This is a genomic window from Microbacterium endophyticum (assembly GCF_011047135.1).
GTDB classification, from domain to species: domain Bacteria; phylum Actinomycetota; class Actinomycetes; order Actinomycetales; family Microbacteriaceae; genus Microbacterium; species Microbacterium endophyticum.
This window is the reverse complement of the sequence record NZ_CP049255.1, coordinates 1,289,096-1,309,721: the sequence shown is the minus strand read 5'-3', so window position 1 is coordinate 1,309,721 and position 20,626 is coordinate 1,289,096. Positions and strand designations below refer to the sequence as shown.

The following is a 20,626-nucleotide window of genomic DNA, read 5'->3' as shown; positions in this document are numbered from 1 at the left end:
ACGCTTGTCTCCATGCTGCCAAAAGTGGCAGAATGGACACAAATAGTCGATTTACTGCCACTATGGAGCTCTGATGAAAACTGTCGCCGTGATTGTAGAAGAGGGGTTTGCTCCCTTTGAGTTCGGTGTGGCGTGCGAAGCCTTCGGTCTCGACCGCACGGCCGACGGTGTTCCGAACTTCGATTTCCGTGTCGTAACGCCTGACCCCGGCGTCGTGGCGTCACGCATGGGGTTCTCGCTGAACGTCCACAACGACCTGAGCTACGCGTATGAAGCTGATCTCGTGGTTGTGTCTCCCACTCCTAAAGAGATGTGGGGTCGGTCCGACCCTCGCGTGCTCGAGGTAATTCGTGATGCTGAACGCCGCGGCGCCTGGCTCCTGAGCGTATGTAGCGGCGCGTTCATCCTGGCGAACGCCGGAGTTCTTGCCGGTCGCCGGGCGACGACGCACTGGATGTATGCGGATGTCATGGCCGACATGTTCCCCGACATCGACGTCAACCCCGACGTGCTCTACGTGCAGGACGGAAAGATCATCACAAGCGCCGGGACAGCGGCAGGGTTGGATGCGTGTCTGCACCTGCTGCGTCAAGAGGTAGGCCCCGAAGCGGCCAATACGATCGCGCGTCGCATGGTCGTTGCCCCGCAGCGCGACGGTGGCCAGGCGCAGTTCATTAGCAAGCCGCTGCCGGAGGTGGCATCTCTATCGCTCGCGCCGGTGACCGACTGGATGCTCGAAAATCTGCGTCTCGATCTTCACATAGACGAGCTCGCCGCCAAGGCGCACATGTCGCCCCGCACTTTTGCCCGCCGGTTCAAGGCGGACCTTGGCGCAACACCCGCGGCGTGGCTCGCGCGCCAGCGATTGCTGCACGCGCAGCGTCTGCTCGAGAAGACCTCACTCGGCCTGGACCGCATCGCCTACGAGTGCGGCTTTGGTTCCGCAGCAGTGCTGCGCCAGAACTTCGTGCGGACGCTCGGGCTGACCCCCACGGCGTATCGATCCCGATTCAGCTGTGCGACCGAGGACTCGACTGACGTGCTAGACGTGGACACGCCCGTCGATGCGATGGCCATGGCGGAGCCCACGCCGGCCGCCTAGCGCGTCAGTTCCAGAGCGAGCGCCTGCTGCGTCGAAGTGTTGCGGCATCGGCTCGGGAGAGTGCATCGAACGCGCGGCGAGCCGCCACATCCGCAGCGCGCCGGAAAGTCGCCCGGTGCTGCGGCGCGGTAGCGGCCAGCGCTGCGAGAACACGCTGCAATCTCAGTGCCACCTCGATCATGCCGGCACCGTCGCGAGCGAGCGGCCGGAAGGCGTCTTCGAGCAGGTCGTCGAGGGCAACGGGAGTGATCCAGATGTGGGGATAGAGCACGTCGTCATCCGCTTCTTCGCTGAGCATCGCGGTGAAGACACGCTGTAGCGACCCGAGGACCTCGATTGCGGTCCCGGGATCATTCGTCGAGGGAGAAAGCGCCCGACTTCCGATCTCGGACAGTGCGATCACGCCGAGGCGGGGGTCCTGCTCGTAGGTGCGATGCGCGTCGATTTGAAACGCATGGGAGATGGCGGAGGCGGCTTCTTCATCGAGGTGCCCGCTTACGCGCGCCAGGGGGGTTGCGGCATCCGTGGTCCGGCCCGGGCTTGCCACAATGTGTACGCGTACGTCGGCATCGGCTGCGATGCTCTCGATGCGCGACAACTGCATGTGCGTGACAACACCGACCCTCGGTGCCGGAATAACGAATGAACCGGTGGGGCTTGCGCGCAGTACGTTTGCGCCGAGGGCCGGCTTCGCGGCGTATGACGCGAGCGTCGAACATGCTTCGGCTTCGACGCGATCGATGACGTCGGCCATGCGCCCGAAGCTCGAAAGGTGGCCGATCCAGCGAAGCAGGGTGACGACGATGATGATGACGACGACCAGCGTTCCGAGGAACAGGATCGCGCGGCCCTGATCGGTGTAGTAGCTGGTTGAGAGCGCGATAATCCCCACGAGTGAGAACGTGAACGCGCCGATGAAGGTCGACAGCACGTTCTGAGACGTCGTGTCTTCGACAAGCAGTTGCGTCGCGCGTGGCGTCGCAATCGCGGATGCTGAGGAGTACGCCGTGACCATGGTGGTCAACGAGAATGTCGTCACCGCGAGCATCGATGTTGCCAGGATCTGCAGTATCGATCCGACGGCGCCCTGGCCGAGGTCGAACGCGAACGAATACGGCAAGAAGGATGCCACGGCGCCGGCGATGAGGGCGAATACGATCGCGATGGCGGTAAAGAGCGCGGCGCGAAACCACACACGTCGCGGTAGTCGCTTCACAAGGACCCAGAGACGACTCATAGCGACACGTTAGCCGCGTTCTGCCAACCATTGTTGCGCGGCATCCAACCTGGTAAACTTGAGTCGACAAGGCTCAAGTTCGATCCTCGTAGATTTCAGGAGACAGATGAACGCCACGCAGCAGCCAGGGCAGGAAGAGTCGAAGAGCGCCCTGGAGCAGTTTGGAATCAACCTCACCGAGCGCGCCCGCATGGGCAAGCTCGATCCGGTCATCGGTCGCGACGCCGAAATTCGTCGCATCAGCCAGGTGCTCACTCGACGCACGAAGAACAATCCCGTGCTGATCGGCGAGCCCGGTGTCGGTAAGACGGCCGTCGTCGAGGGTCTCGCTCAGCGCATCGTGGCCGGCGACGTTGCGGAGAGCCTGAAAGACAAAGAGCTCATCACTCTCGATATCTCCGCGCTCGTGGCGGGAGCTATGTACCGCGGGCAGTTCGAAGAGCGTCTCAAGAGCGTGCTGCAGGAGATTACCGAGTCGGATGGCAAAGTGATCACGTTCATCGATGAACTCCACGTCCTCATGGGCGCCGGTGGCGGTGAAGGGTCGGTCGCGGCATCCAACATGCTGAAGCCCATGCTCGCGCGCGGTGAGTTGCGCCTCATCGGTGCCACCACACTCAACGAGTACCGCGAATTCATCGAGAAAGACGCCGCCCTCGAGCGCCGCTTTCAACAGGTGTACGTGGGTGAGCCCACTGTCGAAGACACCGTTGCGATTCTCCGTGGGCTCAAAGAACGCTACGAGGCTCACCATAAAGTGGCTATCGCCGACGCGGCACTAATTGCCGCGGCATCCCTTTCGCACCGGTACATTCCCTCGCGGCAACTGCCCGACAAAGCCATCGACCTCATCGATGAGGCGGCTTCACGACTGCGTATGGAGATCGACTCAGCACCGCTCGAGATCGACGAACTGCGCCGTCACGTTGATCGTCTGAAGCTCGAAGAACTCGCCCTCAAACGCGAAAAAGATGCCGCCTCGAAAGAACGGTTGACGAAGCTTCGTGTCGATCTCGCCGCCGAAGAAGAGCGCCTTTCGGCGCTTGCCGAGCGCTGGGAACACGAGCGGTCGTCGCTCAACCGCGTCGGTGAACTGAAGACTCGGCTGGATGCTGCCCGTGTCGATGCCGAGCGCGCGCAGCGCGAAGGAAACCTCGAGCGCGCATCACGGCTGCTTTACGCCGAGATTCCGGCGCTCGAGCGTGAACTCGCTGTTGTGGAATCGGCGGAAGGCACAACGGATCGGATGGTCAACGACCAAGTGACCGATGAGGACATCGCCTCGGTCATCGCCGCCTGGACCGGAATTCCCGTGGGGCGCCTCCTGCAGGGTGAGACGGAGAAGCTGATTCATCTCGAGGCGGAACTCGGCAAGCGACTGATTGGTCAGAAAGCCGCCGTCAAGGCTGTTGCGGATGCCGTGCGCCGCTCCCGCGCGGGGATCAGTGACCCGAACCGCCCGACGGGTTCGTTCCTCTTCCTCGGGCCGACCGGTGTTGGTAAGACGGAGCTCGCGAAAGCACTCGCCAACTTCCTCTTCGATGACGAGCACGCGATGGTGCGGATCGACATGTCGGAGTACGGCGAAAAGCACTCGGTGTCGCGCCTCGTTGGGGCCCCTCCCGGTTACGTCGGTTACGAGCAGGGCGGTCAGCTCACCGAGGCTGTGCGGCGTCGCCCGTACAGCGTTGTTCTGCTCGATGAGGTCGAGAAGGCTCACCCTGAAGTGTTCGATGTGCTGCTGCAGGTCATGGACGATGGCCGACTGACAGACGGGCAGGGGCGCACTGTCGATTTCAAAAACGTCATCTTGATCTTGACGTCGAATATCGGCTCGCCAATTCTGATCGACCCGACACTGTCGGCCGAGCAGAAAGAGCAGCAAGTTCAGGCGCTCGTGCGTCAAGCTTTCAAGCCGGAGTTCGTGAATCGACTCGACGACATCGTGGTGTTCCAGACGCTGACCGAAGATGACCTCGCGCAGATTGTCGAACTCACAGTCGACGCGCTGCAGCAGCGCCTGACCGAGCGGCGGTTGACGCTCGCCGTAACTCCCGACGCGCGCACGTGGCTCGCGGAGCGGGGCTACGACCCGATTTATGGGGCGCGGCCGCTCCGCCGCCTGATCCAGTCGGAGATTCAAGACCGCCTCGCCATGGCGATTCTCTCTGGCGGTGTGCGAGATGGCGACGTCGTGCGAGTCGACATCGATGCCACCGGCTCACAGCTCGTGCTCACGAGCGAGGGGCCGGCACGCGCGGAACAGAAGAACGATGAGGGTGACGAGTCGTACGAGTGAGAGTAGTGCGGGCGCTGTGGGCGTCATCGCATCCGGGGCCGACGCTCGTCGTGACTGCACTTTCAGTGGCGCTCGGCATCGCGGCGGGGGTTGATGCATGGCGCGTCGTGCTCCTGGGCGCTGCCGTGCTCTTCGGCCAACTTTCGGTCGGCATCTCGAATGACGCCATCGACGCGTCGCGCGACCGAAGCGTCGGCAGAAGGGACAAACCGATTGCGCGAGGCGACCTTACGGTGCGCGTCGCTTTCAGTGCTGCGTCCGCGGCGCTCGCCGTTGCACTGTTGGTTTCGGCTCTGCTGGGCTGGGGGATGCTGCTGGCCCATGCGATTGCGCTCGCCTCGGCCTGGTCGTACAACCTCCGGCTCAAATCCACGGTGTTCTCAGTCGTGCCTTTTCTCGTGAGCTTCGGTCTCTTCCCATCGCTCGCAACCCTGTCGGCCACGCCGAGCGCGCTCGCGGCGCCGTGGGCATTCGTTGCGGGCGCCGCTCTCGGTGCTGCCGTGCACCTCACGAACGTGCTGCCCGACCTCGACGATGACCGCCGTACGGGTGTAAAAGGTCTCGCGCACCGCATCGGCGGACGTACGGCGGCGATCGCTGCAACCCTTGCCCTCGCCGCCGGGGCCCTCGCGGTGCTGCTCGGACCCGTGGGCGGATCGCTCGGCGAGGTTAGTGGGCTGTCGTGGGTCTTCTTCGCAGCAGTGATCGGTGTTTCTGCCGCGACGCTTTACCGGGCGCTGGCGCGGCGACCCGGGCGGGTGGTCTTTCGTCTCGTGATGACAGCAGCACTCTTGCTCGCGACTCAGCTCGTTGCGTCAGGCGGAGCGCTCGCCGCGTAGCCGAGAGTCTGCAGCGTCTCGGTCGAAGCCCATGGCGTACGCCTTAGCGAACGCGGCGCCGGTGGGGCGGCGAAGCATCGCACGAACGATCCCGCTGCGCGCAGCGTCGCCGGACCTCGAGAGTCCGCGGCCCAGGCGAGTGTTCGCCGCGGCGAGCGTCGCCGCGATGCGCGCGGAGTTCACGCGTCTTGACTCCCAGGCGCGCAACTGAGGATCCGGCGTGACTCCGCGTTGCACCCACCAGGCGAGCAAAGGTGCAAGGCCAACTGCGTCGAGAATCCCGAGGTTCATTCCCTGTCCGCCGATCGGGCTCACTTCGTGGGCTACGTCTCCGATGGCGAATATTCGATCGTGGCGCAACTGCGGGGCAACGAAGCGTCGCACTTCGAACGTGGTCGCCGCCGTCACATGTGCGGCGGCTCGCGCCTCGCCGCGCGTGACCATGGCCTCGCGCAGACGCCGAGCGTTGGCATCCGCTTTGTTCTCGGTGCGGGTCGCAGCGCCGGCCGCATCCCACGCGACGTAGCGGCGAAGGCCGTGTGGCAGCGGAAACGACTCGAGCACGCCGCCGCGCGACAGATTGACGATCGCGGTGTTTTCATCGGCATCGAGCGACGCTTCGGAATCCGTCATGAGATATCGGTCGGGGTAGCTGTGCGCGGCGAGGCGATCTGCGCGATAGACGAGGGCGCGGCCGGCCCACCCGGATGCCACCACCACAATCCGCGCGTAGAGCGTCTCGGCTAGGCCCGCGCCGTCACTGATCTCTACACGCACGCGAGGGCCATCGGGTCTGACCCCCGTCACAGTGACTCCGCGACGGGGGAGAGGCGCAGCATCCCGAAGCGCGGTCTCGGTGGCGGCTTGCGGCAGGGTCGCAACGAACGGAAACCGGGTGGTGAGCCTGTCGAAGCGTACGGTGCCGAGGAGGTCGTTGTCGGAGCGCGCCTCGCCACGTGTGACGCGCAGCGCGTGCGACAGTAGGGCGTCGGTCACGCCCGATGGCTCGAGCGCCGCCAGCACGGGCGGGTGCACACCGATAGCGCGAGTTCCGGTTCCGGGTTCGGGGCGCTGCTCGAGAATCTGCACGCCTACGCCGTGCCGGGCAAGCTCCATGGCCAACACCATTCCGACGGGGCCGGCCCCGACCACGATCACGTCATACATGGCCGCGGCCTTCGGCGAGTACCCGGAATGCCCCGGGCGTCGTCACACGCCAGGGTGTCGGCATCCGTCGGTCGAGAAGCTCTTGCAATTCACGGGCGGTGAAACTGCGACGGATCGACCGCAGGCCATCCGTGCGCAGAAACGTACCGGGTGCAAATGGTGTGACGCCGACGGTGTAGAGCATGTAGGCGCGGCGGCTGCGGGCGATGTCGGCGTGGAGAACGGGGCCCGTACTCAGCCGTTGCGAAAGCTCGAAGAACTCGGGGAGGGCGTCGCCGAGGTGATGGACGACGTGATTCGAGATGACAGCGTCGAAGCGGTCGCCCGCGGCGAGGAGGCCTGCCGCGTCAGCATGGATGAAGCGCAGATTCTCGCGCGTACGTGTCGAGGCGACCTCGAACGCTGTGGGCTCGGGGTCGACCCCCACCCACTCGACTCGCAGCCCGTCACGGCGCGAGAGTTTCGCCAGGTGTGCTGTGACATCGCCGCCGCCGCAGCCGAGATCGAGCACGCGCGCGGGTCGTCTGAGTGATGTGAGATACGGCCGAAGCTTTCCGCGGTAGAGCCCGCCCCATCCGGCGATCACGGGGTTGATGAGGCCGAAACGTCTGAGTGTTGCGCGCAAGCGTTTTTGATCGCAGTGAGGGTTGTCCATGAGTTCTTGCAGCGCCTCATTGCGGGCCGAGAGCGATGTCATGCGCGGTGCATCGTGAGCATTGCCGATTCGACGGTTAAGCCCGGACCAAAAGCGAGGGCCGCGAGCGGTGCACCGTCGGTGAGGGCGTTGTCTTCCATGATCGCCTGCAAGATGAAGAGGATCGTGGCGCTCGACATGTTGCCGTAGTCGCGCAGCACAGCGCGAGATGTGGCGAGAGCATCGGGCGGCAGCTCTAGTCCGTGCTCGACGCGATCAAGCACGCTTCGGCCGCCGGGATGAACCGCCCACGAAACGTTTTGCGGATCGTCAGCAAGAAATTGAGTGACGGCATCCCGCACTTCACGTCCGACAATGCGGGGGACATCCGCGGTGAGCGTCATGTCGAAGCCTTCATCGCCGATCGTCCACACCATGTCGGCTTCGCCTTCGGTGGTGAGGAGCGTGGCAAAGCTGTCGAGCCGAAGCTCCGTGGTGGTGCGGTGAGATGCATTGGCAGTGACGATGGCAGCCCCGGCGCCGTCAGCGAAGAGGGATGCCGCCACGATCTGCTGCGGATCACTCGAGGCGCGAATGTGCAGCGAGCACAGCTCGGCGCACACGACGAGTACGACAGCGTCGGGTTGAGAGTCGGTGATTCGTGCGGCCAGGCGGAGCGCGGGAACCCCCGCCGCACATCCCATAAACCCGAGGTGGTAGCGCTCCACGGCAGGTGAGAAGCCAAGGTCGCGTACCAGTAAATAATCCGGACCGGGTGCGAAGAATCCTGTGCACGAGACCGTCACGACATGGGTCACCGCGTCGGCGTCGACCCCTGCGCGGGTGAGTGCGTCGCGGGCAGCTTCGGCGAACAGATCGGGAGCCGTCTGAATGTAGAGGTCGTTGCGCTCGCCGGTCGTGGGCATGTGCAGCACGCCATCGTCACCCAGAAACCGGGCCTCCCCGGGCGCTGCCGCGGCGCCACCGAGTTCCGACAACACCGTGTGGCGGTGCTCGATCGCCGCCGCGTCGAAGGCTGCGTGAACGAGCCTGGCGGTGAGCCTGTCAATATTCGGCTGCTGGGCGAACACATCGCGCACGCTCGTTTGGGCGACCCGGGTGGGCGGCACCGCGGTGCCGATAGCGAGGATGCGGGCGGTCACTCAGTTACCTAAGCACGCTTCTGTGCCACCTGGAACGCCTTGCGCGGCCGCCATGTCTTAGCTAGGGCTTGGCGGGGTGAGGGCAAAATCTGGCTGTGAGCGTCAGACCGTGAGTCCTGGAAGGTCGTCGATGCTGCGCGTGTTCTTCTCGGCGCGGTACTCCGCCAAACCCTCAGTACCCTTCTTCTCAGCCTGCAGCCGGAGCAGGTCGCGCTCGCCGGTCATCTCCATCAGGGGAACTCCCCAACCGCAGGCGTCACTGATCCTTGTGACGTCCACGGTGATAACGGCTCTGGTGCTCGGGTGCTGGGGGTGGAGCGCCACAACCTCCTCAAAGGCTGCTTCGCCAGGAAGGGACACCGATCCTTGGCCATGCAGTCGCACTATGCGCGGCCGGGTGTCGAACGAGGCAAACATCAGACACACTCGCCCGTTCTCGCGGAGATGAGCGATGGTCTCGACACCGCTGCCGGTGTAGTCGACCCAGCCAACGCGATGGTCGTCGAGCACCGAAAAAGAGTCGAGGCCGCGAGGTGAAATATTGACGTGGCCGTCTGCATCGAGCGGAGCGGTCGCGACGAACCACATGTGTTGCGCTTCGATCCAGGCCTTCAGCTTGTCGTCGATGGAGTCAAAAAGTTTGCCCATGCTGACAGAGTAGATCTCTCGGCCGACCTCGTCCGCGGACGTCGCGCTGCGAGAATGATCGAGTGAACGATCCGATCCCGATCGATGTCGAAACGTGGCCGCGGCGTCAGCATTTTGAGCACTACCGGAATGCTGTGCCGTGCACGTATTCCATCACCGTCGAGCTAGACGTAACCACGTTCGTCGCGGCGGTTCGATCCGCGAGGCGCCGAACGTACATCGCGCAGATCTGGGCGATCGCGTCGGTTGTCAATCGCCACGACGAATTTCGGATGACGTTGACCGATTCGGGTGCGCCAGCAATCTGGTCGCTCGTGCATCCCTCGTTCACCGTGTTCAACAGCGATCAGGAAACGTTCGCGAGCGTGTGGGTGCCATACAACCCGGACTTCGCCGCCTTCCACGAGGCCGCGGCTCGTGTCATCGCTGAGCACGCAGAGTCGACGGAGCTTTTTCCACAGGGGCCGTCTCCACGAAACTCGTTCGACGTGTCGAGTCTGCCGTGGACTGCCTTCACCGGTTTCACGCTCAATATTGGCGGCAGCTGGGATCACCTGGCGCCGATATTCACCCTCGGCCAATATGTCGAGAGGGATGGGCGGGTGCTTCTTCCATTTGCTGTGCAGATGCACCATGCGGCCGCCGACGGTTTTCACACAGCGCGCCTCCTCAATGAGCTGCGAGACCTTTTCAGCGACGCATCGTGGGTGAGTAGCTAGCGTCGATCGTTGCAGCCGCCGATCCGATGAGCCCGAGCGATCCCGCCGATTCGGCGAGGTGTTCGACCGTAGCGCGGCTCGTCAGAACGGCTCCGAGGAGGTTGACCTCGAGGTCGTGCTTGAGTTCGGCTGGGTCGAGATCAATGAGGCGCCCCGCACCGCGCACTGCTCCTGCGGCGGTCGCGTCGTCTCGGTGCCCAATGACGACGTCGTGACCGTCCGCTGCGAGACGGCGAACGATTGCTGCTCCGATGCCCCGTGACCCACCGGTGACCGCTGTCACCGCTTGTGCGCTGTTCATATAGCTATCCTCGCGGACCAGACCCCCACCGCATCGGCGGTACGGGTACGAACAGACTCAGATGCCGCGCGTCTATTTAGCCCTGTCCCGGTTTACCCATGATCGAACCAGGCGGGAGGGAGGGGCAGACCGCGGATTCGGTGAGGGCGGCAACTTCAGCCCTGATCGCGACGCCATCTTCCTTCTTCGCAACCGTGTAAACGACTCCCTGCTGCGAATCGTCCGCGGGAATGTAACCGACGGTTGCCTCGTCGTAGTCCCCCTCCTCGTCTACGGTCCCCACGGCGGTAGAGACGAGGTCAGCCGTCGGATTCGCCGCCAGCCAGTTGGCAGTTTCTGCCACAGTCATACCGGAGATCGTCCAGTACGCTTCTTGCTCGATAACTGGTTGGCAGGGCCACCCCTGGTACGAGTGAAAGCCGCCGATGGCCGAAGCCGAACGGACGGCATCCGGCGGCACCGTGGCTGCATCGATCCAGGCCTGAGCCTGCGCTCGTGCCGCGGCATCCGGCCCTTGCGAGGTATCGGGTGTCTCGGAGGTTGGCGCGGGCGAAACGCTGACTCCATCGGCCGCGCCGGATGCGCAACCAGTCAGTGTTGCGAGTGAAAGGATGCCGATTAACAGAGCCGAGTGCCGCCGCATGACCCCACTCTAGACAACGCCCTAGACGGGGATGATGGCAAGCGCATACTGCTGAAAGCGCGGGTCGACCAAAGGTGCGCAAGGTCGCTAGCCCTCGCTGCCGAATCGCTCCCACGAGCTCACCTGCTGCGCTACTCGCCGCAGTGCCAAGAGCAGTGGCTCCACCAGCACTGAACCCAGCACTACATACCGAACCGCAGCCTCCGGAGACTCCGTCGGCACGCCGGCGATCTCGGCATCCGCGATGCGGCGCATGCTCGCGAGATACTCGCGCATCACGGCATCCGGTACGACAAAACCGGCACGCTCCAGACCTTCCACCGCTCGCGCGACTTCGTTCAACACGGCCAGATCGCACGTCCCTGGCTTCCAGCCCAGCGCAGAAACGATTCGTTCGGCCTCGTTGAGGTCTAGCGCCACATCCAACGGTGGAGTGATTGCCGCGTGCGCAGTTCCGAGCAGGTCGTACGAATGCTCGGGTGGCTCATCCAGCGCGGTCAGTACCCGTCTTGTCTCAGCAATGCTCACTCCGGCGTCGAGCAGCGCTCGAATCACCCGCAGCCGCTCCACGTGCTTGTCGCCGTACGTGGCCTGCGTCGGTGAGCTGCGCTCACCTTCGGGAAGCAGTCCCTCGCGCAGGTAGTACTTGATCGTCGGCACGGTCATGCCCGTCTGTGTCGACAGTTCGGAAATTCTCATGGCCACCTCTTGACTTCGATAGTAGCGCTATCCATTATAGATAGTGAAGCTATCCAATTGCGAGGAGTCATCATGTCGAAAGTCATAACCGGCCGCATGACACATCAACATGAGGGCGAACTCGTCGTCTTTCATATCGGGATGCAGATCAATCGCTGGTGGCGACCAGATCTATGGATGCCAGCGTTCTTCGCAATGCCGCGGATGTTGCGGGAACTCTCCGCAGACCCCGACTCAGGGATGCTCGGCTACCAGCTGCTTCTCGGCGCAGGCGGCCCGTACGTCGTGGAGTATTGGTCATCGATCGACAAGCTCTACGCCTACGCGTCCAACTCCTCGCAGGAGCACCGCCCTGCCTGGACCGCCTTCAACCGTGCGGCCCGCAAGGCTCCTGGATCCGTCGGTGTCTGGCATGAAACCTTCGTTGTCGAGCGCGCCGAGAGTATGTACGTGTCAACGAAGCCCATGGGCCTGGCTAAGGCAACAGAGCTTGTCGAGGTTGGACGTAGACATGACCGCGCGCAGGCGCGGATGGCCGACGGTCGCACTGCTCATGAGGGCGGGTAGCTGCTGCGCTAGTTGTCCCAGCCGGCGGGTCCGCGGGATCCCGCGGGGTACGTGTCGAGCGGAACCTCGTTCGCCTCCCACGCATCGAGGATCGGCTGCACGATGCGCCAGCACTGTTCGGCCGCATCTCCCCGCACCGACAGTGTTGCTTCGCCGTCGAGCACTTCGGAAAGCACTTCGGCATAAGCGCGGAGTGAACCGGCGCCGAGCGCTGCGTCGAGGTGCACGCGTTGCAGCTCGAAGGGGTCTTCACCACCATTGACGTTGAGCTCGAGCGACATGGTGTCGGGTCCGAGTGACATTCTCAGCACCGAGGGCTCAGCGGCGCCGGCAAAGCCACTCGGCAAGTGTCGTACCGGGCGGAATTTGAGGGCGATCTCCGTGCGCGGCTCAGAGAGGGCTTTTCCGGATCGCAGGGTGAATGGAACACCCGCCCAGCGGGCGTTTCGTACTTCAAACTTCGCTTCCGCGAGCGTTTCAGTGTCGCGCGAGGGGTCGACGCCGGGCTCGTCGACATACGACGGGTAGTCGCGGTCGTCGATGTTTCCGGCGGTATAGCGCGCACGGCCCGAGTTGACGACCGGGTCGTCGTCCCACACGTGCGTCGCACGCAGTGCTGCCGCAGTTGCCGCACGCAGATCTGTTTCATCGATGGATGCCGGTGGCCCCATGGCGACGATAGCGAGCACCTGCAGAAGGTGACTTTGGAGCATGTCGCGAAGGGCCCCAGCCTTGTCGTAGTACCCAGCGCGGCCTTCGAGGCCGAGCGATTCGTCGAATCGAATCTCAACTTCGGCGATGTGGTCGGCAGACCACACGGGCTCGAACACCTGGTTCGCGAAGCGCAGACCAAGAATGTTCAGCAGAGTGGAGCGGCCGAGAAAGTGGTCGACGCGAAAAATCTGGCGCTCCGGCAGCAGCGCCGCGAGCTTCGCGTTGAGTTCTTCTGCGTTCTTCTGAGAGGTGCCGAATGGCTTCTCGAGTGCCAGCACGAGCCCGTCCGGCAGGTCGACCCCGTTGAGCGCCTCGCACGCCGTGGCAGCAACCGCAGGTGGCACGGCGAAGTACACGGCGACGTGGCCCTCGGCAGACGAGAGCAATTTCTTCAGATCATCCGTCGCCGTGATGTCGGCCTGCTGATACCTCGTAGCCGCGACGCGCTCGAAAGCGTCTTCTGCGTCGACCGATATGAAGGCATCCTTCACGACACCCTGCCAGCGCTCGTCGGTCCAGTCATCCATACCGGCACCCATGAGCGTCACCGTACGCTCGGGTTGCATCGTCAGCAGCTGGCCAAGCGCGGGCAGCAGCAGCCGTGAGGTGAGATCGCCCGAGGCGCCGAGGATAAGCAGTGTGCTGGTGTTTGCCATGCGCCTACGCTAGCGCCCTGACACAATCGACACATGGCTACTCCTATCGAGGATTATGCAATTCTCAGCAATTGCCGCACGGCCGCTCTCGTGTCACGCGACGGCAGCATCGACTGGTTGTGTCTCCCGCGCTACGACTCGTCGTCGATCTTCGGCGCGCTCTTGGGAGATGAATCGCACGGACACTGGAGTCTTCGCCCGACAGACCCGGATGCCGTGCCCACCCGCCGCTACGACGGCGACACGTTTGTGCTGGTCACGCGGTGGCAGACGGCGTCCGGCGTTGCCGAGGTGCACGAATTCATGCCTGTCGACGGCGGTCGCGTCGAGCTCGTCCGCCAGGTGATCGGTGTCAGCGGCGTCGTCGAGTTCACGACGCAACTGCGTCTGCGCTTCGACTACGCCCGCGCGATTCCGTGGATGCGTCAGGTCGGATCTCACGGGCTTCCCGCGATTCTCGGTATCGCCGGCCCCGACGCAGTGCTCGTGCGCGGCGTTCACCTGCGCGCCGAAGACCACGTGCACGCCGGGTCGTTCACCGTGCGCTCGCACGAACTGCGTGACCTGAGTCTGACGTGGTATCCGTCGCACCTCCCGATGCCCGATGCGGTCAATGTCGACGAGATGAAGCGACACACGCTCGCGTGGTGGCGTGATTGGGCAGCGAGTATCGATCACGATGGACCCTTCGAAGCGGATGTCGTGCGCTCGCTTCTCGTGCTTCGCGCCCTGACTCACGAAGACACCGGCGGTATCGTGGCCGCGGCAACCACATCTCTCCCGGAAGACTTCGGCGGGGTGCGCAACTGGGACTACCGCTACGTATGGCTCCGCGATGCAGCCCTCACGATCGAAGCTCTCATCTCGCACGGTTTTCTTCGGGTCACAGCGCGGTGGCGGGAGTGGCTGCTGCGAGCGATCGCGGGAGACCCCGGCCAAATGCAGATCATGTACGGTCTCGCGGGCGAAAGAGACCTCACCGAGCGTGAGATCACGAGTCTGCCCGGGTACGACGGGTCGGCTCCCGTGCGCGTCGGCAACGGTGCGTGGCAGCAGTATCAGGCTGACGTGATCGGCGAAGTGATGGTGGCCCTAGAAGCTGCCCGGTCTGCCGGCCTGAAAGAGACACCTTTTTCGTGGGCGCTGCAGCGCTCGCTTCTCGCGTTCGTTGAGGAACACCGGGCGCGTCCCGACAACGGCATTTGGGAGATTCGCGGAGAACTGCAGATGTTCACCCAGTCGCGCGGCATGATGTGGGCGGCGCTTGACCGCGGCGTGCGTGCTGTGCGGGAGTTCGGGCTCGACGGTCCCGTCGAAAGATGGGAACGACTGCGCGACGAGGTCGCCGCCGAAATCGATGAGCAGGGCTACAACGCCGACGGCAACTACTTCGTGCAGCATTACGGCTCGACCGAGGTGGATGCCTCGCTCCTGCTTCTTCCGCAGGTGGGTTATTGCGCCTACGACGATCCGCGCATGCTCGGAACGGTCGCGCAGATGGAGAAGACCCTCATGCGTGATGGGCTCCTTCACCGGTACCGCACGGCCTCGGGAGTCGACGGGCTACCGGGGGCGGAGCATCCGTTCTTGGCATGTTCGTTCTGGCTCGTCGAGCAGTACGCCAACAGCGGCCGCATCGAAGATGCGAAAGCGCTGATGACGCGCCTGTGCTCGCTCGCGAACGACGTAGGGCTGCTGTCGGAAGAGTACGACGTCGTGAGTCAGCGGCAGGTTGGCAATACGCCGCAGGCGTTGTCGCACCTCGCGCTCGTGCGGGCAGCTGATGCTCTCGCCGGCCACCAGGGCCGAGCCGCAAAGCGCAGCTAGAAGATCTAGACACCGGCGACGCGGAAGAGCAAGGTGGAGCCCACACGAAAGGTGGGTGCCATGTTCACAGTCGAAGGCGCATTCAGTGGTTTCGCCGTGCGCGACATCGCAGCGGCGAGGAGTTTCTACGGCGACGTTCTCGGGTTCACCGTCACCGAGAATGAAATGGGAATTCTCGAGCTCCATCTCGGCTCCGGCGCACACATCATCGCCTATCCGAAGCCCGACCATGAACCCGCAGGGTTCACTATTCTCAACCTGCCCGTGCCGGATGTCGACGCGGCTGTCGACGACCTCAATGCACGTGGCATCACGACGAAGATTTACGACGACCCGCGTATCCCGACCGATGCGAAGGGGATCATGCGCGGCATCCGGTGTTTTCTGACTACGCGTTGCGCAGCAGCGAATCGGCGACGGGGCGTCGAGTGCGCGGAGCCGCCTCGAGGTCGCGCAGGAATTCGGGCGAGTCTGAGCTGTCGCCGAACGCGCCGACTGCCATGACAGCGATGGGTGTGAAGCGTGCGTCGAGGCCGAAGGCCGCGCTCACACCATCGCGGTCGAAGCCACCCATCTGGTGCGTTGCCAGGTCAGCGGCGTGCGCCTGGATGGTGAAGAAGGCAGCTGCCTGGCCGGTGTCGTAGATGGCCCAGGGTGCGCCGGTGCCGTCTTCAGTTTCGGTCTCTGCCACGAAGACGACGAGAGCTGCAGCGGAGCCAGCCCAGCCCTGGTTGAAACCGAGGAGGTGCGACATCAAGCTCTCGTGGTCTGACGTGCCACGGCGGGCGACGATTGCGCGCCACGGCTGGCTGTTGTTCGCCGAAGGTGCCCAGCGTGCGGCCTCGAGGGCGCTGGCGAAGGCTTCTTCGTCAAGGGGAAGCTCGGGGTCGAAAACGCGAGTGCTCCAGCGTTCGGCGAAGACATCGAGTACGGGGACATCGGTAACCGCGACGCGGTCCTGAATGATGGTCAAAGCATGCTCCTTGAACTACACGGGGGCGGGATGTTTACGTGCCCATCCCGCTCCAACGGATAGCCCCGCGCAAATGTTCCCACTCACGCTGCGAATCTCCGCTGAGCCGCTTCTCCACGGCAGTTAGCGGGACTTCAGCGCATCGGCGAGCTTCACCCGCGCACCCATCCGCAACAGCGCCCCCGAGTAGATGCGTGACGCGACCAGGATCGCGGCGACGCATGCCGCCGCGAGAACGACCAGCGAGACGAGGGGCTCCCACCACTGAGCTTCACCGAGGTAGAGACGCAACGGCATGCCGACGGGGGCCGAGAACGGAATGTACGACATCACGGTGAGCACCAGAGGGTTGTCGTTGAAGAAGACGACAAGGAAGTACGGCAGCATCACCAGCATCGTGAGGGGGGCAGTGGTCGCCCCGATGTCTTCTTGGCGCGAGACCATGGCGCCCGCCGCGGCGAAGAGGGATGCCAAAAGCACAAACCCGAGCAGGAAGAAGATCGCGAACCACACAAGCGGCCCGCCAAGGCCTGCGAGTACGAGCTGCTGGTCTGTCACGGTGAGTCCGACAACCGCTATCGCCGCGAGCACCAGGATTTGAGCCATCGCCAGGATCGTGTTGCCGATCACCTTGCCTGCAAGTAGCGCTCGGACCGGGATCGCTGAGATGAGAAGCTCGACGACGCGAGTTTGCTTCTCCTCGACGACCGACTGCGCGATCGTGCCGCCGAACGTCGATGCGGCAAGCAAGAAGACAATGCCAAAACCGAGCGCAACGAAGTAGCGCAGCAGAAAGTCTGTGCTCGGCGGGTCGAGAAGGTACGTCGCCGGCACTTGGCTGAGCGATTGCACGAGCCCCGATGGCAGTTCAGTGTCGCCAACGATGGTGAAATCGAATGCTCCCGCCTCGGCGTCTGGCACAGCGCTCGACGGCACGACCGCCGCTGACACCGTGCCATCTTCGACGAGGGTGAGCGCCTCATCGGCCGATGCCGCAGCGGTGACTTCGAGGCCAGCCGCATCCGAAACAAGACTCGATGTCTCGGGTGTCACAGCGATCGTGGTCGCCGATGTGGAACTTGCGGTGAAACCTCCCCACACCACAGCAGCCAGCGCGAGAGCAAACAGGATGAGAGTCGAAATCACGAACGCTTTGCTGCGAAGTCGTGACCCGATTTCACGCTCTGCGACCAGACGGATGCTCTGCGCTGTCGAGGGTGAGGTGCGTGCTGTGGCACTCATTTGATGACCTCCGTGAAGATTTGAGCGAGCGTTGGGCGCTGCGGAGTGAAAGAGGTGACGTCGCCGTATTCGAGTGCTTGTCGTAGTGCCGCCTGTGCGGCACTCTCGTCGGGGGCATCGAAGACAGCGTGCCCGGCAGCGAATTCGATGACGGTGATCCCCGGAACGGCACGGAGCCAACCGGCATCCGCCGTGCTGGTCATTTCGTAGCGGTGGGTGGCGTGCTGTTCGCGGAGTTCTGTGCGAGATCCCGCAGCCCGGATGGTTCCGTCGGCGATGATGATGAGGTCATCGCAGAGCCGCTCGACGACGTCGAGCTGGTGTGACGAGAACAGCACGGCGGTGCCAGCCGCGGCGCGTTCTGAGAGCACAGCGGCAACGACATCGACCGCGAGTGGGTCAAGGCCCGAAAAAGGCTCATCGAGAATGAGGACTTCGGGGTCGTGCACGAGGGCTGCCGCGATCTGCGCACGTTGCTGGTTGCCGAGCGAGAGGGTCTCAACGGTGTCGTCGAGGCGCTCGCCGAGGCCGAGGCGGTCAAGTAGCGCCGTGGCATTCGTCGTCGCGTCGGACTTGCTGTAGCCGTGAAGCCGCGCGAGGTAGGCGATATGCTCGCCGACCTTCATCTTCGGGTACAGCCCGCGTTCTTCTGGCATGTATCCGAAGCGCCGCCGGTCATCCGTTGTCACGGCTGAGCCGTTGAGCTCGACGGTTCCGCCATCGGATGCCAGCACGCCCAGCGCGATTCGCATGGTCGTCGTCTTGCCGGCGCCGTTTCCGCCGACGAACCCTGTGAGCCTCCCGGGCTCAACATCGAATCCGACGTTGTCGAGCACGCGGCGCTCGCCATAGTTCTTCGTGACTCCGGTGAGTTGGAGCATGGAACCTCCCTGTGCTTGACGACGTGTTCGTCATCGACGCTACGGAAAGGGACGATGGGGCGCTTCCCCCGGGAGAGGGATCTTTAGACCAGACCCCGTCGGTACGCCAGGACTATCGCGTGGGCACGATCGCGCGCGCCCAGCTTTTGCAGCACGTTCGACACGTGAGTTTTCACCGTCTGTTCGCCGATGAACAGGCGCGCCGCGATCTCGGCGTTCGATCGGGCGTCGGCAAGGAGAGTCAGTACGTCGCGCTCCCGCTCGGTGAGGGAGGGCGGCGTCGCGGTGTCCGACGACGGAGTCGGTTTCTGTGCTCCCGCAAAACGCGCAATCACGCGACGCGTAACCTCGGGCGCAAGGAGTGCATCGCCCGCGGCGACCACGCGCACGGCATTGATCAGTTCTTCGGGTCCGGCGTTCTTCAGCAGAAACCCGCTTGCGCCAGCTTCGAGCGCGGCGAACAGATAATCGTCTCGATCGAAAGTTGTCACGACGAGAACGCCCGCTGATACGTCGGGATCCGAGACGATCTGAGCCGTAGCAACCAGTCCGTCCATGTCGGGCATTTGAACGTCCATGCAGATGACATCGGGTCGCAATGCCTTCGTCAGAGTCACCGCTTCTGCGCCGGTCGCAGCCTCACCGACTACCTCGAAACCGGCGGCCTCCAAGATGACACGAAAGCCGGCGCGCATCATCGAGTGATCGTCCGCGACCAGCACACGCAGCGATTCACTCATCGGCGTGATCCTCGATTGGCACTCGCACGCGAACAATGAAACCGCCCTCGCGCACCGGCAGAAGTTCGATGGTGCCGCCGGACGCGATAGCGCGTTCGCGCATGCCGCGATGTCCCATGCCTGACCGCGTCGATGTCGCTATCCGCCCCGTATTCGATACCTCCAACTCGACTTCGCCCGCCAGGTAACGCAGGCGAACATCAGCGGTCGCGGCGTGTCCACCGTGCCGCCGTGCATTGGTGAGTGCCTCTTGCGCGATGCGGTAGAGATTCACTTCCGCGGTTGCGGGCACGGCTCGCGGCTCGCCGAGGGTCTGAAACGTGGTGCGCAGGCCTGCGGCAGAACTCTCTGCAACGAGCCTTTCCAGCCCCGAGAGGCTGGGGGCGGTCAAGGCGGCGTCCGGTTCATCACCCGCGCGCAGAGTCTGCAGGAGGTGTCGCATTTCGGTCAATGCTGTACGTGCGGAATCCTCAACCTGCGTGAGGGTGCGGGCTGCGGCATCCGGATTAGTGGGGAGTACTGTGCGCGCCGCACCCGCCTGCACTCCCATGAGCGACACGTGGTGTGCGACAACGTCGTGGAGTTCACGCGCGAGACGCACTCGTTCGAGCTCCACGGCTTGCGCGGCGCTCCGCGCACGTTCGCGCTCGAGCTCGGCAGTGCGCACTTCGAGCACGCGGAGTTGCTCGGATGCTGCCCATGTGCGCTCGCCGAAGTAGTACGCGCCGCCAAAGTACAGCACGTTGATCAGCAAGTTGATCAGCATGTATGCGGCATAGGGCGAAAAGAGACCAGCACGCGAAAGACCGTCGTCGGTCGATGCAGAGGCGTCGAAAAAGAGCGAGATGAGCAACCACGTGAACATGCCCGCGGTGATCGCAACGCGGGTCCACTTCGCTCGGCGTCGGTTCGGGTCCCACGCACCCACGGTGTAGAACATGATGAACATCGCAATGTTGCCCGCGTAAATCTCCGGGACCCGCAGCGACACTGCGGCGAAGTAGGCGATAGCAACGATGATCGCCACCGTCGACGGAAATCGCCTTCGAAAGGCGAGCGGAACGGCCAGCACGAATGCATAGGCGATGGCCATCGGCATCCCGGCCTTCTCGGTTCCGTACATACCCGCGACCGAAGACAGCCCGGCGCTCAGTACCGCACCTAAACACAACGCGACCGCCAGGAGCACATCGCTTCTGCGTTGCGTCGGAGTCAGCGGTGTCACCCCTCAACGGTACGGGGGAAGCGCAGCCGTTACCTCCCCCGCGCGGGGGAGGTAACGGCGTGCTCGTTGAAATGCCGAAGTGTCAACGGCCGCTGTAAATAGTGGGCTTCGTTGGGAAACGTCACCGGCTCGGTAGCCCAGCTCTCTCCGGCATACGTCACGAGGTCGGCTTCGCTCGCCCAACGGCTGATGTAGAGGATGCTGTCGGGGTTGTCCTGATCGACCAGGATTTCATGGTCGATCAACCCGGGGTGGGCCGCGGGAAAGCCCTCGACCAGAGCACGCAGCGCTGTGAGGAACTCAGCCCTCGACTCTGGTCGAGCAAGGGCTTCAGATGTGCGAACGATCAT

The 20,626-nt window shown here is 63.7% G+C and carries 22 protein-coding genes; 7 read left to right on the top strand and 15 right to left on the bottom strand.

Annotation, left to right across the window (positions count from 1 at the left end; genetic code table 11):
• The first annotated feature begins 73 nt into the window (after positions 1-73).
• Positions 74-1,102 carry a GlxA family transcriptional regulator gene (locus tag G6N83_RS06095; protein ID WP_183408468.1) on the top strand — a complete coding sequence of 343 codons (1,029 nt, stop codon included), beginning with the start codon at positions 74-76 and terminating at the stop codon, positions 1,100-1,102.
• Between the two features lie 4 nt (positions 1,103-1,106).
• Here G6N83_RS06095 and G6N83_RS06090 read toward each other — a convergent pair whose 3' ends face one another.
• On the bottom strand, positions 1,107-2,339 hold the full coding sequence (locus G6N83_RS06090; protein WP_165140338.1) for a DUF2254 domain-containing protein: 1,233 nt from the start codon (positions 2,337-2,339) through the stop codon (positions 1,107-1,109).
• Positions 2,340-2,445: 106 nt separating this feature from the next.
• Here G6N83_RS06090 and G6N83_RS06085 point away from each other — a divergent pair, with 106 nt between their 5' ends.
• Together G6N83_RS06085 and G6N83_RS06080 are read left to right on the top strand one after the other, a co-directional pair.
• On the top strand, positions 2,446-4,638 hold the full coding sequence (locus G6N83_RS06085) for an ATP-dependent Clp protease ATP-binding subunit (protein WP_165140336.1): 2,193 nt from the start codon (positions 2,446-2,448) through the stop codon (positions 4,636-4,638).
• Between the two features lie 50 nt (positions 4,639-4,688).
• Positions 4,689-5,477: a UbiA family prenyltransferase gene (locus G6N83_RS06080; RefSeq protein ID WP_241246303.1), complete on the top strand. Its 789-nt coding sequence runs from the start codon at positions 4,689-4,691 to the stop codon at positions 5,475-5,477.
• Here G6N83_RS06080 and G6N83_RS06075 read toward each other — a convergent pair.
• From G6N83_RS06075 to G6N83_RS06060, 4 genes are all read right to left on the bottom strand, one after another.
• Positions 5,454-6,644, bottom strand: a complete 1,191-nt coding sequence (locus G6N83_RS06075) for an FAD-dependent oxidoreductase (protein ID WP_165140332.1) — start codon at positions 6,642-6,644, stop codon at positions 5,454-5,456. The two genes, G6N83_RS06080 and G6N83_RS06075, sit on opposite strands and share 24 nt — an antisense overlap.
• Positions 6,637-7,341: a methyltransferase domain-containing protein gene (locus tag G6N83_RS06070; RefSeq protein WP_165140330.1), complete on the bottom strand. Its 705-nt coding sequence runs from the start codon at positions 7,339-7,341 to the stop codon at positions 6,637-6,639. Before G6N83_RS06070 ends, G6N83_RS06075 begins: the two co-directional genes overlap by 8 nt.
• A complete protein-coding gene (locus G6N83_RS06065) occupies positions 7,338-8,441 on the bottom strand; it encodes a type III polyketide synthase (RefSeq protein ID WP_165140328.1) in 1,104 nt (367 codons plus the stop codon). Before G6N83_RS06065 ends, G6N83_RS06070 begins: the two co-directional genes overlap by 4 nt.
• A gap of 102 nt (positions 8,442-8,543) precedes the next feature.
• Positions 8,544-9,089, bottom strand: a complete 546-nt coding sequence (locus G6N83_RS06060; protein WP_165140326.1) for a pyridoxamine 5'-phosphate oxidase family protein — start codon at positions 9,087-9,089, stop codon at positions 8,544-8,546.
• A gap of 62 nt (positions 9,090-9,151) precedes the next feature.
• Between G6N83_RS06060 and catA the strand changes: the two genes are divergently transcribed.
• Positions 9,152-9,808 carry a type A chloramphenicol O-acetyltransferase gene (gene catA / locus G6N83_RS06055; protein WP_165140324.1) on the top strand — a complete coding sequence of 219 codons (657 nt, stop codon included), beginning with the start codon at positions 9,152-9,154 and terminating at the stop codon, positions 9,806-9,808.
• Here the strand turns inward: catA and G6N83_RS06050 are convergent.
• The 3 genes from G6N83_RS06050 to G6N83_RS06040 form a co-directional block, all read right to left on the bottom strand.
• Positions 9,780-10,109, bottom strand: a complete 330-nt coding sequence (locus G6N83_RS06050) for an SDR family NAD(P)-dependent oxidoreductase (protein WP_165140322.1) — start codon at positions 10,107-10,109, stop codon at positions 9,780-9,782. The two genes, catA and G6N83_RS06050, sit on opposite strands and share 29 nt — an antisense overlap.
• 76 nt (positions 10,110-10,185) lie before the next feature.
• Positions 10,186-10,752, bottom strand: a complete 567-nt coding sequence (locus G6N83_RS06045) for a hypothetical protein (protein ID WP_165140320.1) — start codon at positions 10,750-10,752, stop codon at positions 10,186-10,188.
• Between the two features lie 87 nt (positions 10,753-10,839).
• The gene (locus tag G6N83_RS06040) at positions 10,840-11,451 is read right to left on the bottom strand and encodes a MerR family transcriptional regulator (RefSeq protein ID WP_165140318.1); all 612 of its coding nucleotides are present in this window, start codon (positions 11,449-11,451) and stop codon (positions 10,840-10,842) included.
• Between the two features lie 72 nt (positions 11,452-11,523).
• On the opposite strand from G6N83_RS06040, the gene G6N83_RS06035 reads away from it, so the two are divergent.
• Entirely contained in the window at positions 11,524-12,018 is a 495-nt protein-coding gene (locus tag G6N83_RS06035; RefSeq protein ID WP_165140316.1) for a DUF4188 domain-containing protein, read from the top strand.
• An 8-nt stretch (positions 12,019-12,026) separates the two neighbouring features.
• On the opposite strand, the gene G6N83_RS06030 is transcribed toward G6N83_RS06035, so the two are convergent.
• Complete coding sequence (locus G6N83_RS06030) at positions 12,027-13,388, bottom strand: glucose-6-phosphate dehydrogenase (protein WP_165140314.1); 1,362 nt, start codon at positions 13,386-13,388, stop codon at positions 12,027-12,029.
• 33 nt (positions 13,389-13,421) lie between these two features.
• On the opposite strand from G6N83_RS06030, the gene G6N83_RS06025 reads away from it, so the two are divergent.
• A complete protein-coding gene (locus G6N83_RS06025; protein WP_165140312.1) occupies positions 13,422-15,215 on the top strand; it encodes a glycoside hydrolase family 15 protein in 1,794 nt (597 codons plus the stop codon).
• A gap of 60 nt (positions 15,216-15,275) precedes the next feature.
• Entirely contained in the window at positions 15,276-15,719 is a 444-nt protein-coding gene (locus G6N83_RS06020; RefSeq protein WP_165140310.1) for a VOC family protein, read from the top strand.
• Here the strand turns inward: G6N83_RS06020 and G6N83_RS06015 are convergent.
• From G6N83_RS06015 to G6N83_RS05990, 6 genes are all read right to left on the bottom strand, one after another.
• Positions 15,604-16,188 carry a nitroreductase family protein gene (locus G6N83_RS06015; protein WP_208379734.1) on the bottom strand — a complete coding sequence of 195 codons (585 nt, stop codon included), beginning with the start codon at positions 16,186-16,188 and terminating at the stop codon, positions 15,604-15,606. The genes G6N83_RS06020 and G6N83_RS06015 overlap by 116 nt on opposite strands.
• A 123-nt stretch (positions 16,189-16,311) precedes the next feature.
• Positions 16,312-17,430 (bottom strand): ABC transporter permease, encoded by a 1,119-nt coding sequence (locus tag G6N83_RS06010; RefSeq protein ID WP_165140308.1) that lies wholly within the window; start codon positions 17,428-17,430, stop codon positions 16,312-16,314.
• Complete coding sequence (locus tag G6N83_RS06005) at positions 17,427-18,311, bottom strand: ABC transporter ATP-binding protein (RefSeq protein WP_165140306.1); 885 nt, start codon at positions 18,309-18,311, stop codon at positions 17,427-17,429. The genes G6N83_RS06010 and G6N83_RS06005 overlap by 4 nt, the downstream gene beginning before the upstream one ends.
• A gap of 83 nt (positions 18,312-18,394) precedes the next feature.
• The gene (locus tag G6N83_RS06000) at positions 18,395-19,051 is read right to left on the bottom strand and encodes a response regulator (protein ID WP_165140304.1); all 657 of its coding nucleotides are present in this window, start codon (positions 19,049-19,051) and stop codon (positions 18,395-18,397) included.
• Positions 19,044-20,276 (bottom strand): sensor histidine kinase, encoded by a 1,233-nt coding sequence (locus G6N83_RS05995; RefSeq protein WP_241246302.1) that lies wholly within the window; start codon positions 20,274-20,276, stop codon positions 19,044-19,046. The genes G6N83_RS06000 and G6N83_RS05995 overlap by 8 nt, the downstream gene beginning before the upstream one ends.
• Before the next feature lie 29 nt (positions 20,277-20,305).
• Complete coding sequence (locus tag G6N83_RS05990; protein ID WP_165140302.1) at positions 20,306-20,626, bottom strand: putative quinol monooxygenase; 321 nt, start codon at positions 20,624-20,626, stop codon at positions 20,306-20,308.

Excerpts from the sequence above, each read along its gene's own strand:
- G6N83_RS06030 (WP_165140314.1), bottom strand. The coding sequence starts at position 13,388 with ATGGCAAACACCAGCACACTGCTTATCCTCGGCGCCTCGGGCGATCTC.
- G6N83_RS06090 (WP_165140338.1), bottom strand. The coding sequence starts at position 2,339 with ATGAGTCGTCTCTGGGTCCTTGTGAAGCGACTACCGCGACGTGTGTGG.
- G6N83_RS06085 (WP_165140336.1), top strand. The coding sequence starts at position 2,446 with ATGAACGCCACGCAGCAGCCAGGGCAGGAAGAGTCGAAGAGCGCCCTG.
- G6N83_RS06010 (WP_165140308.1), bottom strand. The coding sequence starts at position 17,430 with ATGAGTGCCACAGCACGCACCTCACCCTCGACAGCGCAGAGCATCCGT.
- G6N83_RS06070 (WP_165140330.1), bottom strand. The coding sequence starts at position 7,341 with ATGACATCGCTCTCGGCCCGCAATGAGGCGCTGCAAGAACTCATGGAC.
- G6N83_RS05990 (WP_165140302.1), bottom strand. The coding sequence starts at position 20,626 with ATGATCGTTCGCACATCTGAAGCCCTTGCTCGACCAGAGTCGAGGGCT.
- G6N83_RS06040 (WP_165140318.1), bottom strand. The coding sequence starts at position 11,451 with ATGAGAATTTCCGAACTGTCGACACAGACGGGCATGACCGTGCCGACG.
- G6N83_RS06045 (WP_165140320.1), bottom strand. The coding sequence starts at position 10,752 with ATGCGGCGGCACTCGGCTCTGTTAATCGGCATCCTTTCACTCGCAACA.
- G6N83_RS06060 (WP_165140326.1), bottom strand. The coding sequence starts at position 9,089 with ATGGGCAAACTTTTTGACTCCATCGACGACAAGCTGAAGGCCTGGATC.
- G6N83_RS06075 (WP_165140332.1), bottom strand. The coding sequence starts at position 6,644 with ATGTATGACGTGATCGTGGTCGGGGCCGGCCCCGTCGGAATGGTGTTG.
- G6N83_RS06095 (WP_183408468.1), top strand. The coding sequence starts at position 74 with ATGAAAACTGTCGCCGTGATTGTAGAAGAGGGGTTTGCTCCCTTTGAG.
- G6N83_RS06020 (WP_165140310.1), top strand. The coding sequence starts at position 15,276 with ATGTTCACAGTCGAAGGCGCATTCAGTGGTTTCGCCGTGCGCGACATC.
- G6N83_RS06005 (WP_165140306.1), bottom strand. The coding sequence starts at position 18,311 with ATGCTCCAACTCACCGGAGTCACGAAGAACTATGGCGAGCGCCGCGTG.
- G6N83_RS06000 (WP_165140304.1), bottom strand. The coding sequence starts at position 19,051 with ATGAGTGAATCGCTGCGTGTGCTGGTCGCGGACGATCACTCGATGATG.
- G6N83_RS06035 (WP_165140316.1), top strand. The coding sequence starts at position 11,524 with ATGTCGAAAGTCATAACCGGCCGCATGACACATCAACATGAGGGCGAA.
- G6N83_RS06025 (WP_165140312.1), top strand. The coding sequence starts at position 13,422 with ATGGCTACTCCTATCGAGGATTATGCAATTCTCAGCAATTGCCGCACG.
- G6N83_RS06050 (WP_165140322.1), bottom strand. The coding sequence starts at position 10,109 with ATGAACAGCGCACAAGCGGTGACAGCGGTCACCGGTGGGTCACGGGGC.